Source organism: Kribbella sp. NPDC055071 (genome assembly GCF_053608045.1).
Genome location: NZ_JBSGUS010000002.1, coordinates 283,851 through 299,544 on the forward strand (window position 1 = coordinate 283,851; position 15,694 = coordinate 299,544).

General features: G+C 66.8%; 13 protein-coding genes. 9 read left to right on the plus strand and 4 right to left on the minus strand.

Translation table 11 applies throughout. The features are described from left to right. Positions 1-53: 53 nt before the first annotated feature. A complete protein-coding gene (locus ACWF4Z_RS04765) occupies positions 54-518 on the minus strand; it encodes a DUF6319 family protein (protein ID WP_452241581.1) in 465 nt (154 codons plus the stop codon). Between the two features lie 139 nt (positions 519-657). After that, on the minus strand, positions 658-1,275 hold the full coding sequence (locus ACWF4Z_RS04770) for a TetR/AcrR family transcriptional regulator (protein ID WP_452241582.1): 618 nt from the start codon (positions 1,273-1,275) through the stop codon (positions 658-660). Positions 1,276-1,346: 71 nt separating this feature from the next. Here ACWF4Z_RS04770 and ACWF4Z_RS04775 point away from each other — a divergent pair, with 71 nt between their 5' ends. Beyond that, the gene (locus ACWF4Z_RS04775; RefSeq protein ID WP_452241583.1) at positions 1,347-1,727 is read left to right on the plus strand and encodes a nuclear transport factor 2 family protein; all 381 of its coding nucleotides are present in this window, start codon (positions 1,347-1,349) and stop codon (positions 1,725-1,727) included. A gap of 37 nt (positions 1,728-1,764) precedes the next feature. On the opposite strand, the gene gndA is transcribed toward ACWF4Z_RS04775, so the two are convergent. Beyond that, on the minus strand, positions 1,765-3,204 hold the full coding sequence (gene gndA, locus ACWF4Z_RS04780) for an NADP-dependent phosphogluconate dehydrogenase (RefSeq protein ID WP_452241584.1): 1,440 nt from the start codon (positions 3,202-3,204) through the stop codon (positions 1,765-1,767). A 139-nt stretch (positions 3,205-3,343) separates the two neighbouring features. Between gndA and ACWF4Z_RS04785 the strand changes: the two genes are divergently transcribed. Further along, the gene (locus ACWF4Z_RS04785) at positions 3,344-6,508 is read left to right on the plus strand and encodes a DUF2961 domain-containing protein (protein WP_452241585.1); all 3,165 of its coding nucleotides are present in this window, start codon (positions 3,344-3,346) and stop codon (positions 6,506-6,508) included. On the opposite strand, the gene ACWF4Z_RS04790 is transcribed toward ACWF4Z_RS04785, so the two are convergent. Beyond that, positions 6,505-7,329: an NAD(P)H-binding protein gene (locus ACWF4Z_RS04790; RefSeq protein WP_452241586.1), complete on the minus strand. Its 825-nt coding sequence runs from the start codon at positions 7,327-7,329 to the stop codon at positions 6,505-6,507. The genes ACWF4Z_RS04785 and ACWF4Z_RS04790 overlap by 4 nt on opposite strands. A gap of 358 nt (positions 7,330-7,687) precedes the next feature. Here ACWF4Z_RS04790 and ACWF4Z_RS04795 point away from each other — a divergent pair, with 358 nt between their 5' ends. The 7 genes from ACWF4Z_RS04795 (at position 7,688) to ACWF4Z_RS04825 (ending at position 15,540) form a co-directional block, all read left to right on the plus strand. Continuing rightward, positions 7,688-8,044 (plus strand): hypothetical protein, encoded by a 357-nt coding sequence (locus ACWF4Z_RS04795; RefSeq protein ID WP_452241587.1) that lies wholly within the window; start codon positions 7,688-7,690, stop codon positions 8,042-8,044. Continuing rightward, a complete protein-coding gene (gene pstC / locus ACWF4Z_RS04800) occupies positions 8,041-9,063 on the plus strand; it encodes a phosphate ABC transporter permease subunit PstC (protein ID WP_452241588.1) in 1,023 nt (340 codons plus the stop codon). Before ACWF4Z_RS04795 ends, pstC begins: the two co-directional genes overlap by 4 nt. Positions 9,064-9,069: 6 nt before the next feature. Then, positions 9,070-10,161, plus strand: a complete 1,092-nt coding sequence (gene pstA, locus ACWF4Z_RS04805) for a phosphate ABC transporter permease PstA (RefSeq protein WP_452241589.1) — start codon at positions 9,070-9,072, stop codon at positions 10,159-10,161. Positions 10,162-10,189: 28 nt separating this feature from the next. Then, a complete protein-coding gene (locus tag ACWF4Z_RS04810; RefSeq protein WP_452241590.1) occupies positions 10,190-11,908 on the plus strand; it encodes a substrate-binding domain-containing protein in 1,719 nt (572 codons plus the stop codon). Further along, positions 11,905-12,813, plus strand: a complete 909-nt coding sequence (locus ACWF4Z_RS04815; protein WP_452241591.1) for a sortase — start codon at positions 11,905-11,907, stop codon at positions 12,811-12,813. The genes ACWF4Z_RS04810 and ACWF4Z_RS04815 overlap by 4 nt, the downstream gene beginning before the upstream one ends. Positions 12,814-12,994: 181 nt before the next feature. Further along, positions 12,995-14,731, plus strand: a complete 1,737-nt coding sequence (locus tag ACWF4Z_RS04820; RefSeq protein WP_452241592.1) for a pre-peptidase C-terminal domain-containing protein — start codon at positions 12,995-12,997, stop codon at positions 14,729-14,731. 17 nt (positions 14,732-14,748) lie between these two features. Continuing rightward, a complete protein-coding gene (locus ACWF4Z_RS04825; RefSeq protein WP_452241593.1) occupies positions 14,749-15,540 on the plus strand; it encodes a lytic murein transglycosylase in 792 nt (263 codons plus the stop codon). Positions 15,541-15,694: the final 154 nt, after the last annotated feature.

The following is a 15,694-nucleotide window of genomic DNA, read 5'->3' on the forward strand; positions in this document are numbered from 1 at the left end:
GCACCCCGGGGCGTGGCGAGACGCTCTCCGGGGTGCGTGTGGTCCGGGGGTGGTCAGTCGGCCAGGTCGGCCAGGGTTTTGCGGGCTGCTTCGAGCTCGGCTTCCAGGGCTGCGACCTTGGCGGCCTGCTGGGAGCGGGCCTCCTCGATGACCTCGTCGATCGGGGTGGAGAGGTCCTCGTGCAGTTCCTTGGCGGCGCGCGAGACGGCCGCGGCCGCGACGGCGAGGTTGCGGGCCAGGTACGTGCTGCCCTGCTTGAGCTCCGCGTGCCACTCGCCGTCGGCCGTGCCGGTGACGGTGAGCGTGAGCTCCAGAGTCTTGGTCTTCTTGCCGGCCGCCTTCTTCGCGGGCGCCTTCTTGACCGGAGCCGCTGACGCGTCGGGCGCCGGCGTACCGTCTGAAGTCGCGTCGGCCGGGGCAGAGCCGTTTGAGGTTGTGCTATCCGCAGAGGGAACCAGTGCGTCGGGAGTGTCGACGTCGGTCGTGGGCGCTTCTGCTGCCAGAGTGTCTACAGTCATCGTTGCGGCGATCTCCTTCTGAACATCGCCCGCCGAGAGCGGGCTGGCGCTGAGCGTCTATTAGAACATACGTTCGACCCCAAACCAAACCCGCAAACCCACCCGCGCGTCGCGCCCGGACCAGCCGCCGTCCCGGGCCTTAGGGGAGTGGGGCGAGGCTGACTCCGGTGAGTTTCATCAGTAGCCGGTCGATCTGGGCGGGGAGAGGTACGGCGGCGTCCGGCTCGTTGATGTGGATCGAGACGGCGCCGTGGACCGCGGCGCGGAGGTCGCGGGCGATCGTGGCTGCATCGCCGGCCGGCGCGAGGCCTGCGTCCATGCAGGCCTGTACGGCGGCCTCCGTGCGTGTGGTCAGCTCCGCCTTGAAGGCCAGGTGCATCCGCCGGTTCAGCGTGCTCTCGTGCAACACCTTGTAGAGACCCGCGTTGTCACGCACCCATGTCCCGAGGAACAGCAGCCGTGCGCGCAGTCGCCGTACCGGATCCTCGCCGGCGCTCGCCTCGGCCTGGTCGAGTTCGCGGACCAGATCGGCTGTGCACGCCTCGAGCGCGGCGAAGACGAGGTCGTCGTGGGTGGCGAAGTGGATGTACACCGAGGTCGCCGCGATCTGGACCTCGCGGGCGATTGCCCGCAGCGTGAGGAGTGCGTCGTCGCCGAGCTCATTCAGCATCCGCTGCGTGGTGTCGATGATGTCGCGCCGCAACTGCTCGCCGCGTCCCCGGCGGTTGCGGTTCCGTGGTGGTGTCGTCTCGTCCATAGGCCGAGTGTAGGCAACACATGTAGCCTTACGCCAGTAGCACTACAGCAGTACACCTAGGGAGCGGGCTCATGGACACCGAACGCAACAAGCAGACCGTCCTCGACTTCTACGAGGCCGGTCTCAACAAGAAGGACTTCGCCGCGGCGGTCGCACTCATCGGCGACACCTACACCCAGCACAACCCACGGATCGCCGACGGAATCGACGGATTCGAAGCCTTCCTGACGACACTCCGGCAGGACTTCCCCGAACTCACCGCCGAGGTCAAGCGGATCTTCGCCGACGGCGACTTCGTCGTCGCGCAGGTGTACGGCGTTCGCGTACCAGGCCAACCCGGTACGGCGATCGTCGACATCTTCCGGCTCGATCAGCACGGCAAGATCGTCGAGCACTGGGACGTGATGCAGCCGATCCCCGACGCCGCAGCCAACGCGAACGGCATGTTCTAGACAGCGCCGACCCAGGAAGGGCCGGCGCTGTCGGGTGCTACTGGGCTGTTTCGGAGCGGTTGCCGGACCACTCGAGGTGGAAGCTGCCTTCGCGGTCGACGCGCTTGTAGGTGTGGGCGCCGAACAGGTCGCGCAGGCCCTGGATCAGTGCGGCCGGCAGGCGCTCGGCGCGCAGGCCGTCGTAGTACGACAGGGCTGCAGAGAAGCCCGGAGCCGGCACGCCGACGGTCGCAGCCGTCGCGACCACTCGACGCCAAGCGTCCTGCCCGTTCGCGACGGCTTCCTTGAAGTAGTCGTCGACCAGTAGCGAGGGCAGGGCCGGATCGCGGTCGTAGGCCTCCACGATCCGGTCCAGGAACCGCGCCCGGATGATGCAGCCGCCTCGCCAGATCTTCGCCATCGCACCCAGGTCGATGTTCCAGTCGTACTCCTCACTGGCCGCCCGGATCGCGTCGAACCCCTGCGCGTAAGCAACGAGCTTCGACGAGTACAGCGCATGCCGCACATCGTCGATGAACGCGTCACGATCGACATCCGCCTTCGACGAAGCAGGCCCCGGAAGCACGCCGGCCGCAGCAGACCGCCGTACGACGTCGCCCGACAGCGACCGTGCGAACACGGCCTCGGCCATACCGCTCACCGGGATGCCCAGGTCGAGCGCGGACTGAACCGTCCACCGCCCGGTGCCCTTCTGCTCCGCCTGGTCCAGGACGACGTCGATGAACGGACCGCCCGTGGTCGGATCGACCTGGCTGAGCACCTCGGCGGTGATCTCGATCAGGAACGATTCGAGGTCGCCGGTGTTCCAGTCCCGGAACACGTCCGCCAGCTCGGTCGGGGACAGCCCCAGCACGTGCCGGAGCAGGTCGTACGCCTCCGCGATCAGCTGCATGTCGGCGTACTCGATGCCGTTGTGCAGCATCTTCACGAAGTGCCCCGCGCCGTCCGGACCGACGTGCACGCAGCACGGGTCGCCGTTCACGTGGGCGGAGATCTTGGTCAGCATCGGCTCGAGCGCCGCGTACGACTCCGGTGATCCGCCCGGCATGATGCTCGGGCCGTTCAGCGCGCCCTCCTCGCCGCCGGAGACGCCGCTGCCGACGAAGTGCAGGCCGTGCTCACGCAGTGCGTTCTCGCGGCGCCGGGTGTCGAGGAAGTGGGCGTTGCCGGCGTCGACGACGATGTCGCCCTCGTCCAGCAGCGGCACCAGCTCGTCGATGACGGCGTCGGTCGGCGCGCCGGCCTTGACCATGATGATGATCTTGCGCGGCTGCTCGAGCGATCCGACGAAACCGGCCAGGTCGGTCGACGGCACGAACTCGCCCTCGGACCCGAACTCCTCGACCAGGGCGTCGGTGCGCGCCTGGGAGCGGTTGTGCAGGGCGACGCGGAACCCGTTGCGCGCGAGGTTCCGGGCCAGGTTGCGGCCCATCACCGCAAGGCCGGTGACGCCGATCTGGGCTGTAGCAGAACTCATCGAATCTCCTGCGGGTCTGAAGTTGTGTGCGGGGTCCAGTCTGCCTGAGGCCTTCTCATCGGCAAACATCGGTGGTAAACATCTGAGAAATCGATTTCCCATCACATCGCCCGAGCTGTCCGATCGAGAGGCCGCCCCCATGATCCGTCGTCTCGTCGCCCTGATCACCGGCCTCGTCCTCGTCCTCCCGGCGACCACAGCCTCGAGTACGACGTACGCCGCGCGGCAGGACAACGGCCCCATCGGCTGGGACGTCTACCGCAACCTCGACCGCCTCCCCGAGTTGCAGACGGGCATCCGCACCAAGCAGTTCTCCAGCTTCGGCCGCGACGGCACCAACAACGACGGGTTCAACGGCACCTACTCCTGCCTGCGTACGACGTCGGCCGGCTGCGTCATCGCCGAGGACTCCGGCCCGGGCGAGATCGCGTCGATCTGGTTCACCCGCGACGAGGGCGACGTCACCAAGACCGGCACGATCACGATCGAACTCGACGGCAAGCAGGTCCTGCACGCGTCCTTGCAGGATGTCGTCGACGGCAAGCTCGGCGCCCCGTTCGCCTTCCCGCTGGTAGCCAACGCGATCCAGTCCAGCGGTGGCGTCTACCTCCGCGTCCCGATGCCGTACCGGTCGTCGATGCGCATCACCACGCAGGTCAATCCGCTCTTCTACCACGTCGACTACCGCCAGTTCCCCGACGCGAACGGCGTCCGCACCTTCGATCCCCGCGACAGGGCCGAGGACGTGATCGCCCTCCTCAAGGCCGCCGGAACCAAGGATCCCAAGCCCGCGCAGCCGAACAGCAAGACCACGAAGACACCACTGAAGGTTGCCCCCGGCAAACAGGTCACGCTCGCCGACACCTACGGTCCTGGTGAACTCAGCGCGCTGCGGCTCAACCTCCCCGAGCTCGTCGGCCTCGACCTGCAGTCCTTCTCGGACGACGGCCGAGCCTTCCTCGGCGGCAGCAAGTTCACGATGAAGGTCGACCCAGCGAACACCGGCGTGAAACTGACCCGCCGGATGGACCTCCGGATCGGCAACCAGCGCGCGAAGATCCTCGTCGACGGCGTCCAGGTCGGCGAATGGGCACCGCTCAAGGCGCAAGGCGCGCAATGGCTCGACCAGGTTGTCGACCTTCCGGCCAGTGCGACCGCGGGCAAGTCGCAGATCACCATCACCAACGAGTTCAGCTCGTCGGATCTCGACTTCAACGAGTTCACCTACTGGGCAGATTCGATCGTCGGCGCCACCACCATCCGCACCGACACCCTCGACGTCGGGCCGGACCACGTCGCCGACGAGCAGGCCCACGCGTACTCGATCACCCAGCAGAATTGGAGCGGATCGCACGCGATGGCCTACGCCGCGACCGACCAGGATGCTGCCCGGGTGAAGTCGTCGGACTCGTTGCTGGCCGGCGTGCGCGTTCAGGTCACGATCGACGGCGAGAAGCGCGTCGACGCTCCGATCGGCGAGTTCTTCGGATCCGGCCTCGGCGAGGACCCGGTCCGCTCGCTCTTCTTCGCGATGGACTCCACCGGTTGGTATTCGTCCTGGTGGCCGATGCCGTACGCCGGACGCGCCAAGGTGACCCTGGTCAACAAGTCGGCGTACCCGCTGACCGGTCAGGCCGAGGTCACGTCCAGCCGAGACCCACGCAAGGCCATCGACTTGGTGACCGGCAAGACCGGCTACTTCACCGCGATCTCGCAACGCGGCCGGACCACCCAGGGCAGCGACTGGAACTTCGCGAACGTCTCCGGCCGCGGCAAGTTCGTCGGCGTCTCCCACACCATGGAAGGATTGCTTGCCGACGGCAACACGCGCGGTTACCTCGAAGGCGACGAGCGCGCGTACGTCGACAGTGAGCGGACCCCCGCGATCCACGGCACCGGAACCGAGGACTACTACGAGTCCGGCTGGTACTTCAACGCCGGCACCTACTCGACACCGTTCCATGGCAACTCCGCCCACGAGGTCCGCGCCGGCTTCTGCACGAACGAATGTGACGGCGCGTGGCGGCTCCACATCACCGACTCGATCGCTTTCCAGAACCAGCTCGACATCGGCATCGAACACGGCCAGCAGGACGACCACCCCGCCGTCTACGGTTCGACCGCGTTCCTCTACCTGGCAGGCAAGTTCGGCGCCCGCGAGACCGACCGGATCGACGTCGGCTCACCAACCAGCCGGCAACATCACGAGTACGTCGACAACGACGCCCAAACGTACGACGTCAGCTCTGTATATGAGGGCGATCACGACGACACCACGCTCACCGACCAGGTCCGATCAACCACCCAGCCAATCCACTTCACCATCGCCGTCAACCCGATCAACCGCGGCGTGACCCTCCGCCGAACCACTGACCAGAACGCAGCCGGTCAGTCGGCGCAGGTGGTTGTCAACGGCAAGGATGCCGGCACGTGGCTGCAACCCCTGGGCAACAATCTCCAACGCTGGCTGGACGACAACTACCAGTTGCCCGTGGCACTCACCGCCGGCCGCACCAAACTCGACATCGAGCTGCGCCCCACGGGCCCGAGCTGGACGGCTTCGTCGTACGTCGTCCAGTCCCTGGTCCTCCCGTACGACGACAACCGCGCGCCGCACGCGGTGAGCGGGCTGACTGCAACCGCGCGGGTCGACAACGCGATCAACCTGACCTGGAACGACGCCGGCGACGAGAGCGGCATCGCCTACTTCGCCATCTACGCCACCAAGGACGGGAAGGAGAAGCTGATCGGCACCAGCCCGCTCCCAGGCTTCCTCCACCGCAACCTCGGCCTGAAGGAGGCCTGGACCTATCGGGTTGCCGCCGTCGACCTCGCCGGGAACAGCGGACCCAAATCGCCTGCCGTCCAAGGGATCAGCGGCAGCACCCTAAGGATCGAGGGGGAGGCGATGCTGCCGCCGATCTCGTCGACCGTTCCCGTGGATCCGCAGGGCAGCTGCTGTGGAGTGAACTGGTCCAACGGCGCGCAGGCCTGGGTCCACGGATCCAAGGCCGGCGACAAGGTCGTGCTCGGCTTCGCCGTCCCGACGACGGGATCGTACGACCTCGCGGCAACCCTCACCAAGGCCGCCGATTACGGGATCGTCGAACTACAGCTCGACAACAATCCCGCAACCACCTTCGACGGCTACGCGGCCTCGGGCGTGACCACACAGAAGGTGCCCTTGGGTACGGCAAGCCTGACCGCAGGAAACCATCAGCTCGTCATCACCCTCACCGGCAAGACCCCAGCAGCAACAGGGTTCCTGGCTGGCCTGGACACCCTGGACCTCACACTGAACTAAGCGAACAACCCAGCGTTCTCACTCACCCAGGTCTCGAGGGTTCGCGGCGCGTTCCCGGTGACCTTCTCGACCGTGTCGGTGACCGAGGTTTCGTCGGTGGTTCCGTCGGCGAAGAAGCTCTCGATCGCGTCCGCGTACGGCGCGGGCATCGTCGCGTGCAACTGCTCGTGGGTCTCGGCCCGGCTCATCGGGTACGGCGTGAGCTCGCGGCCGATACCCGTACTCAGGATCGCGAGCTGCTCGACCGGCGTGAGCGCGACCGGCCCGGTCAGCCGCAGTACTTGACCGTCCTCCGCGCCCTGAAGCGCACGGACCGCGACGTCCGCGATGTCCCGCGGATGGATCGTCGAGATCGGCACCTCGGGGAACTGCAGCCGGATGACGTCACCCGCACGGAGCTGATCGAGCAGGCGCAATGTGTTGGACATGAACGAGTTCGGGCGCAGGAACGTCCACTCCAGCCCCGACGCCCGGACCGCGTTCTCGGCGGCCTGGCGATAGCCCGCGATCGCGTTGGAGGTGTCGGTGCCGTCGAGGGAGCTGCTCGACAACAGCACGACCTTGCGGACACCGGCGTCGCCCGCATTGGTCAGTAGTTCCTCGATCCGGTCGTAGCCGCTGAGGAGAAAGATCCCGGTGACTCCGGCCAGGGCATCGACGAAGGAGTCCGGCTGGTTCAGGTCGCCGTACGCGGGCTCGATCCCGTCCGGCAACTGGGCCTGCGCGCGGACCAGGGCACGTCCCTGGAGGCCCTGCGCCGCCAATGATTCGACCACCGCGCCACCAGCATTTCCGGTCGCGCCTGTTACCAGAATCTTCATGCCCCACCCTCTGCTCGACGTCGGTCGCAGAGTCTGTCACAACGCCGGTCCAGGAGCCTTGAGCGACGATTTCTATCGGTGCAGAATGCATCGCCGCGATCAATTCCACCGCCGTTCATCACCTTCTGACTGTGGGGGCGGTTGTGTCAGCGAATGGATCGGCGCGCGATCGGATTGCCCTGTGCAGCAAGCGATTGCACCATAGTGCCTCCCGGCTTTCGGTCGTAGCCGTTTGCCGTGCGACTGGATCGCGATGGTGTTCATGTCCCGCTTCGGTCTAGTTCACTACACGTTGTCTCCATCTCGTGACGCTCCATATCGACTGCTCTGGGGGAGAGGTTGGAGGAATCTGGTGGGGGTGAGGATGCAGTTCCTCGAGGATCCGCGCGGAGGGATGCGGATCTGGCGGCTGTTGTCGGGGAACAACCGGCCGCTCGCGATGGGGCGTGGGGGCGTCCGGTCGCCACTGGAGGAGTTGGCAGCGGTCCGCCGGCTGGCGCGGGACGCGGAGCCGTCGTTGCGCCGGGACGCGGACGGTCGCTGGCGCTGGGAACTCGAGAACGACGAGGGTCCCGACGTTCAGTGCCCTGGTGTGTTCGCCCGCCGGATCGACGCGCGTCGTGCGTTCCATCGATTCACGCAAGCGGTTGAGCAGGCCGTGGTCACCACGGCGCAGTTGTCCCCCGTACTGAGTCAACGAGAGCCGGAGCGGTGAGCGAACCGACTGTCCACGATCCCATCAGCCACCATCCGATCGGCCAGGAAACGCCGCGGCGACTGAGGTCGTCCCTCGCGCCGTCGGACCTGATGTTCCGCATCATCGCCCGCAGCGGCGGTGGCCTGGTGCTGTTGATCACCGGCGGAATCGGCGTGTTCCTTGCCTACCAGGCCAAGCCCACGCTGCAGAAGTACGGATGGAAGTTCTTCACCGAGCAGTCCTGGCAGCCCGAGGCGAACCAGATCGGTGTCGCTGCCGTCCTGTTCGGGACGATCGTCGTCGCCACCATCGCGATCGTCATCTCGTTCCCGCTGGCGCTGGCGACCGCGCTCTACATCACCGAGTGGGCGCCGCGCGGGCTGAAGAAGTCCCTGATCGCGGTCGTCGACCTGATGGTCGCGGTGCCGTCGATCGTCTACGGACTGTGGGGATTCTTCCTGCTCCAGCCGTGGATCATCCACCTGTCCCGCTGGATCACCGACTTCTTCGGCTGGATCCCGATCTTCGCGGTCGACACCGACCCGGACGCCGCGGTCTTCGACGGAGCGACGTACGCGTCGTCGGCGTTCATCGCCGGTGTTGTCGTGGCGATGATGGTGTTGCCGATCGCCTGCGCGGTCATGCGCGAGGTGTTCGACCAGACGCCCGCAGGTGAACGCGAGGCGGCGCTCGCGCTCGGCTCGACCGGTTGGGGTGTGGTCCGCGCCGTCGTCCTTCCGTTCGGCCGCGGCGGCATCATCGGTGGCACCATGCTCGGCCTCGGTCGCGCGCTCGGCGAGACGATCGCGGTGGTGATGATCGTGTCGCCGCTGTTCGAGATCAACTGGCATGTCCTGCAGTCGGGCTCGATCACGATCTCGTCGATGATCGCGCTGCGGTACGGCGAGGCGTCCGGCTCGCAGTTGAACGCGCTGATGGCGGCCGGCCTGGTCCTGTTCATCATCACGCTGATCGTCAACCTGATCGCGGGATTCGTGGTCGCCCGCAGCCGCAGCGGCGCCGGAACGGAGATCTGAACCGCCATGAGCACTTCTTCCTTGACGGTTGAGGAACTCGAGCTTCAGCCTGAACCGGAGCGCCGGCGGTTGCGCGTTGTCGACGTGCAGGATCGGGCGTCGCTGATCGGCGCGGTACTGGCCGGGTTGTCCATCACCTGGGTCTTGTACGACCGCATCCTGCCGACCGAAGGCACCCTCGGTTTCATCGTCTGCTGGTGGTTGTCCTTCACGGCGCTCTACCTGCTCCTGACCGGATTGCGTCGTGGGCGGGTGGTGCTCGCCGACCGGTTCGCCGTCCTGCTGGCCCATAGCGCCGCCGGCCTGGTCGGGTTCGCCCTCGTCACGGTGATCGGGTACACGCTCTACCGTGGCTTCCCGTCCCTGGTGCACAAAAACTTCTTCACCCAGGACCTGCGGACGGCCGGACCACTCGAACCACTCACGACCGGTGGTGCCCTGCATGCGTTGGCCGGCACTCTGATCCAGATCACCATCGCGATCGCGATCACGCTGCCACTCGGAGTCCTGTGCGCGGTCTACCTCACCGAGGTGGGCGGCCGGGCGTCGCGGCTGGTCCGGTCCGTGGTCGAGGCGATGACCGCGCTGCCGTCGATCGTGGCCGGCTTGTTCGCGTACGTCGTACTCCTGATCGCGCTCGGATTACCGCTGTCCGGGTTCGTGGCCTCGATGGCGATCTCGGTGATGATGCTGCCGATCATCGCGCGCTCGTCCGAAGTCGTTCTGCGGCTGGTGCCGAGCGGTCTGCGGGAGGCATCGCTGGCGCTCGGGGCGACGCAGTGGCGGACGGTGTGGTCGGTCGTCCTTCCGACCGCGCGCCCCGGTCTGGCGACCGCGCTGGTGCTGGGTACGGCGCGTGGGATCGGCGAGACCTCGCCGGTGTTGCTGACCGCCGGGTTCACGACGTACCTCAATCTCAACCCGTTCTCGGGGCCGATGGTCTCGCTACCACTGTTCACGTTCAAGATGTCGCAGTCGCCGGAGGCGAACTACATCAGCCGCGCGTTCGGCGCCGCGGCGATGTTGCTCGTGCTGGTCCTGATCCTGTTCGCCTTCTCCCGCTGGATGGCCAGTCGTGGCCGCTCCGGCTCGCGCTGAATTCCACCACCCCGAGAGGACATTCATCATGCGACGACCGGCCACCCAGATCGGGCGGCGGCTCCGCAATCTCGTGCTGGCGCTGCTGCTCACCTGCGCAGTGGCGATGATCGGCGCGTCTCCGGCCTCCGCAGCGAGTACGGCGTACGCCCCGATCTACGGCACCGGGTCGACCTGGTCGCAGAATGCTCTTGACCAGTGGATCCGCGACGTCGAGCCGCTCGGCATGCGGGTGGAGTACGGCGGTGGCGGCTCGTCGCGCGGCCGGCTCGACTTCGCCAACAACCAGGTCGACTTCGCGATCAGCGAGATCCCGTACCAGACCGTTGACCCGCTGACCGGCGAGGGCGACTACTCGAACCGTCCGTACGCCTACATGCCGATCGTCGCCGGCGGTACGTCGTTCATGTACCAGATCCGGGTCGGGGGTCAGCTCTACCGCGACCTGCGGTTGTCGGGGGAGACCATCACCAAGATCTTCACCGGCAAGATCACGAACTGGAACGACGCCCAGATCACCCGGGACAACAACGGCAAGCAACTGCCGAACAAGAAGATCATCCCGGTGGTCCGGTCGGATGGTTCGGGCACGACCGCGCAGTTCACGATCTGGATGAACACCCAGTACAAGTCGCTGTGGGACGGCTTCTGCACGTCGACCCAGGGCAAGACCTGCGGTCAGACGTCGTACTTCCCGACGAAGAACTTCCCCGGTGTGAAGGCGCAGGGCGGGTCCAGCCAGATGGCGGGCTACATCTCGGCGAGCTATGCCGACGGCGCGATCGGGTACGTCGAGTACTCGTATGCGCTGGGCAAGAACTACCCGGTTGCCAAGGTCAAGAACAACAAGGGTTACTACACGCTGCCGGACGCGTACAACACGGCGGTCGCCCTGACGAAGGCGCAGATCGAGACCAAGAAGGGTCCGCTGTACCTGACCCAAAAGCTCGCCGGGGTGTACAACAACCCGGACCCGCGGACCTACCCGCTGTCGTCGTACTCGTACATGATCCTGCCGATCACGAACCTGAGTGCCGCGAAGGGCCAAACGCTTGCGGCGTTCTCGTCGTACTTCCTGTGCAAGGGGCAGCAGAAGGCGGCACCGCTTGGGTACTCGCCGTTGCCGCTCAACCTGGTCCAGGCCGCGTTCGCGCAGGTCGCCAAGGTGCCGGGTGCTCCACAGACGGCGGTCGACATCACCAAGTGCGGAAACCCGACCTTCGACGGGAAGAACCTCAGCCACAACCTGCTGGCCGATCTCGCGCCACAGCCGCTCGCGTGTGACCGCGACGGTGCCGGCCCCGCGGTCAACGGCAAGTGCGTGAGCAACAACCCGAGCGGGAACCCGACCGGCAGCAACAACGGCACCAACAGCAACGGCACGAACAACAACCCGAACAACAACGGCACCAACAACAATGGGTCGAACAACAACGGCACCAACAACGGGACGAACAACAACGGCACGAACAGCAACGGGTCCGACAACCCGGCCAGTATCAACCCGTCCACCGGGCAGCCGTCGTCGAGCTCGTCGGTCGACCCGGAGACCGGTCAGGTCGTCAACAACGCCGGCAACAACAACGCCTACCAGCCGACCGGCAGCGTGACCGAACTCAACGGCAACCGCGGCGGCAGCAGCATGCTCCGCAACCTCGGCGTCCTGACCGCCATCGAGGTCCTGTTGGTCCTGTTGGTTCCGACCCTGGTCTCGCGGTACCTGCAGCAGAAGCGAGCGGGCAAATGACGGTAGTGGGTACGACGCCCGGGGCCGTCCCCGCCCGCCGGACGGCACCAGCCAAGGTCAAGGACCGCGTCCGCGCGGAGATCGACCTGCGTCCCCAGTTGATCGCCGACGCGCTGCGGCTGTTCGCGCTTGGAATCATCGCGTTCATGGTCTACACGCTGTTGCTCGGAGCGCTCCAGTTCAACCGGGCGCAGGATGTCGCGTACGACAAGATCCGCGAGCAGTTGGCCCAGGCGACCGCGCCGCTCGGTCCAGGTGTGCTCGCGGGGGATCCGGTGGCGGTCCTCGACATCCCCGGCCTGGAGCTCCGGCAGGTGATCAAGGAGGGGACCACCGGGCCGATCCTTCAGGACGGCCCGGGACATCGTTCCGACACTCCGCTGCCGGGGCAGGCCGGCATCTCGGTGATCTACGGGCGCGGGCTGACCTTCGGTGCGCCGTTCCGGAGTCTGCCAAAGCTGAACGCCGGGACCCAGTTCGAAGTCGTGACCGGGCAGGGCAAATACACCTATCGCGTACTCGGCGTTCGCCGGGCCGGCACCCCACTGCCCCCCGCTCCGGAGCAGGGGGCATCCCGGCTGACCCTCGTGACGGCCGAGGGGTCACCGTTGCCCACGGCAACGGTCTACATCGATGCGGAGCTGGTCGACGGGCAGGTGCAACCCGATCCCGGCCAGCGGGTGGGCCGCGTGCCGACCAGTCAGCAGGCGTTCGGCACGGACCTGTCCGCGGTGCTGCCGCTGGTGCTCTGGCTCGAGGCGTTGATCGTGGTTGTCGCCGGCATTGTCTGGTTCCGCAGCCGGATCGGCCGCTGGGAGTCCTACCTGATCGGTGCGCCGATCCTGCTGGCGCTGGTCTGGCGCGTTTTCGAACAGCTCGCGGGAATGTTGCCGAACCTCGTCTGAATTTCTGTTAACTGGTCATTCCCATCGGCTGAACAAACGATCGGAAAAGCTGTCTCCGCAGGTTTCTTCCCTACGATTACCAGCGGATTCCTGCTCACGGGAATTGCCATGGCTCGGGGGTGTGGCCCGGTGACGAGTAATTCCGCTCGCCGCCGTTGAGCTTTCTGGGAGGAAACTCAGCATGAACCCATCGATCAGGCGTGCGCTGCTGGCGGCATCAGCGGTTGCCGTCACAGTCGCCGTCACGGTCGCCGTCTCGGTGCAGCGCGCTGCCGCGACCGGTACCGCCGCGCAGCAGTACACCGAGAAGGAGGCGGCCACGGTCGCCGGCCAGAACGACACCATCGCCAAGGCTCAGCGCCTCAACGGCTTCGGCACCGGTGCCTGGGACAACGGCCAGGTCACCGTGCACGGCACGCTGTCGCCGGCCACCACCGCGATCGCGACCGGTGCCGAGGACAACGGCTCGATCGCCCTCGCCACGCCGACCGGGATCAACGGCTCGGGCGCGGTCACCACCACGGGCATCGTCGGTGACGGCCCGCACGGCGCACTGGGTGACAAGAAGAACGACTTCGACTTCTACAAGCTGACCGGCAAGGCCGCGGACACCGTCACGGTGAGCACGGCCGGATCGCCGGCCGGTCTGGACACGGTCGTCGGTGTGTACGACGCTGCCGGCCAGTTGCTGGCCTCCGACGACAACGGCGCCGGCGGTCTGCTCAGCCGGCTCAGCTACACACTCCCGGCCAACGGCGACTACTTCGTCCTGGTCGCGGGCCAGAGTGGCGCCGGAGCATTCCCGGTCGACCCGAACAACTCGGCCAGCGGCCTCGGCGGCGCCGACCAGGGCACGTACAACGTACTGATCGCTTCGGCGCCGGTGGACAAGGACTTCTACGGTGTCTACCTGCGCAAGGGCGACGTTCTCGGCGGCGGCCTCGACGCCGAGGGCAAGCGCGTCACCGTCTTCCGGCCGAACGGCACTGAGGCCGTCGGGTCGGAGCAGAACCTCTCCGGGCTGTACCCGGCCTCGTCGCCGCTGCCGCGCACGACCAGCGGTGTGTTCGCCTACGTCGCCGAGAACACCGGCTGGTACTCCGTCGCAGTTACCGGCGGCTTCGGTGCGTACGACCTGAACCTGTCCGCGAAGCGGCCGGCGACCGAGTCCGACTCGGCGGCGCAGACCGTGTTCCTCGACTTCAACGGTGGGCAGATCGACACCACGCCGCTCGGCGGCGACGGGGTGAAGGCCCTGTCCGGGCTGTCGACGTTCCTGCCCAGCTGGGGACTCTCGAGCGCCGACGAGTCCGCCGTGATCAGCAAGGTCGTCGCGGTGGTGACGGAAAACGTCAAGACCGACCTGGTCGCCAAGGGCCTGAATCCGAACGTGACCGTGAACCTCCGTAACAGCCGCGACAACGCCGACACCTTCGGCGCCCCGAACGTCTCGCGGGTCGTCGTCGGCGGCACCGTCGCGGAGTCCGGCCTGTTCGCCACCACGGCCGCTCAGTCGGTCGACCCGGGGAACTTCACCACCGAAGAGACTGCGATCGTGCAGCTCGACCGGTTGGCCGAGGACGGCGCCGGTAGCAGCCTGAGCCTGAACGCCTACCTGGGTGCGAACAGCAACCGGGTCGCGTTCGTCGGCCAGGCGATCGGTAACCTGGTGTCCCGGGAGATCGGCCACCTGGTCGGCAATTTCGACACCGACCCGGACGACCAGACCGCCAACCTCATGGATGCCGATGGCAACTTCCAGCAGCTGTTCGGCGTCGGCGCCGACGGGGTGGGCGGTACGGCGGACGACGTAGATGTCGACTTCGGGAAGGACGCCTACGCTCCGGCGCAGGGGTTCTCCGGTGTTCAGGACACCCTGAACGTCGCCGCCTGGGGGCTCAGCAAGCCCTGCAACTGAAGGACTGATCGGACATCGTGAGAGGCAAGCTGTATCTGGCCGCAGCGGTGGCTGTGGTGCTGATCACGGTGGTTGTGGTCTTGGTATCGACTGTGGCGCGTCCGGGTCCCGGGCGCGCCACTGGCGGTCCGCTGGTCGTTTCCGGCGGAGTCCCGCCCGAGCCACCACCCGCAGGCTCCACGCCGACCGGGTCCAGACCCGGTTCGGGCGAACGCGCGACCAGCGGTGACGCGTGGGGAGCAGCCGGCCGCTACCGAAGCTGGGCGACGCAGACCGGGGCGAAAGTCTCGATCGCCCCGCGGATACTGGCCGCCTACGCCCTGGCCGAGCAGTTCGCGGCCGGCCGCAATCGCGGCTGCGGAGTGAGTTGGGCAACCCTTGCCGCGATCGGCTCGGTGGAGTCCGAGCACGGATCGTTCGACGGCGCCGAGGTCGCCCCGGACGGAACCAGTACGCCGGCCATCATCGGGCCGCCCCTCGACGGAAGTCCAGGCGTCAAAGCGATCCCGGACACCGACGACGGCCAGTACGACGGTGACACCCGCTGGGACCATGCGGTCGGACCGATGCAATTCCTGCCCAGCACCTGGCGGAAATGGGGCGTCGACGCGGACGGCGACGGTAGTGCCCGTCCCCACGACATCGACGACGCGGCCGCGACGGCCGCTGTCTATTTGTGCGCGTCCACGCCGACGATGACGACCGGATCCGGTTGGTGGACGGCAATTATGACGTACAACAAGTCGTCGATTTATGCGCAGAACGTACTCAGTCGCTCGAATCAATACGCCGCGGCCAGCGTCGGCTGATCAATGTCACCGAGTCGTAACGTTTCCGGCTAGCCGCAGCATCATGTCTGGTTCACCAGAAAGCCGGGCGATGTCAGCCCTGGCCCGATGGATTGGTGCCGTCACCGTCAGACCCGGTGACCGCGATCCCACCAGGATCACGCAAACGCAGTTG

Bases quoted from the DNA above. Each gene is read 5' to 3' on its own strand.
- ACWF4Z_RS04765 (WP_452241581.1), bottom strand. From the start codon at position 518: ATGACTGTAGACACTCTGGCAGCAGAAGCGCCCACGACCGACGTCGAC.
- ACWF4Z_RS04770 (WP_452241582.1), bottom strand. From the start codon at position 1,275: ATGGACGAGACGACACCACCACGGAACCGCAACCGCCGGGGACGCGGC.
- ACWF4Z_RS04775 (WP_452241583.1), top strand. From the start codon at position 1,347: ATGGACACCGAACGCAACAAGCAGACCGTCCTCGACTTCTACGAGGCC.
- gndA (WP_452241584.1), bottom strand. From the start codon at position 3,204: ATGAGTTCTGCTACAGCCCAGATCGGCGTCACCGGCCTTGCGGTGATG.
- ACWF4Z_RS04785 (WP_452241585.1), top strand. From the start codon at position 3,344: ATGATCCGTCGTCTCGTCGCCCTGATCACCGGCCTCGTCCTCGTCCTC.
- ACWF4Z_RS04790 (WP_452241586.1), bottom strand. From the start codon at position 7,329: ATGAAGATTCTGGTAACAGGCGCGACCGGAAATGCTGGTGGCGCGGTG.
- pstA (WP_452241589.1), top strand. From the start codon at position 9,070: ATGAGCACTTCTTCCTTGACGGTTGAGGAACTCGAGCTTCAGCCTGAA.
- ACWF4Z_RS04810 (WP_452241590.1), top strand. From the start codon at position 10,190: ATGCGACGACCGGCCACCCAGATCGGGCGGCGGCTCCGCAATCTCGTG.
- ACWF4Z_RS04815 (WP_452241591.1), top strand. From the start codon at position 11,905: ATGACGGTAGTGGGTACGACGCCCGGGGCCGTCCCCGCCCGCCGGACG.
- ACWF4Z_RS04820 (WP_452241592.1), top strand. From the start codon at position 12,995: ATGAACCCATCGATCAGGCGTGCGCTGCTGGCGGCATCAGCGGTTGCC.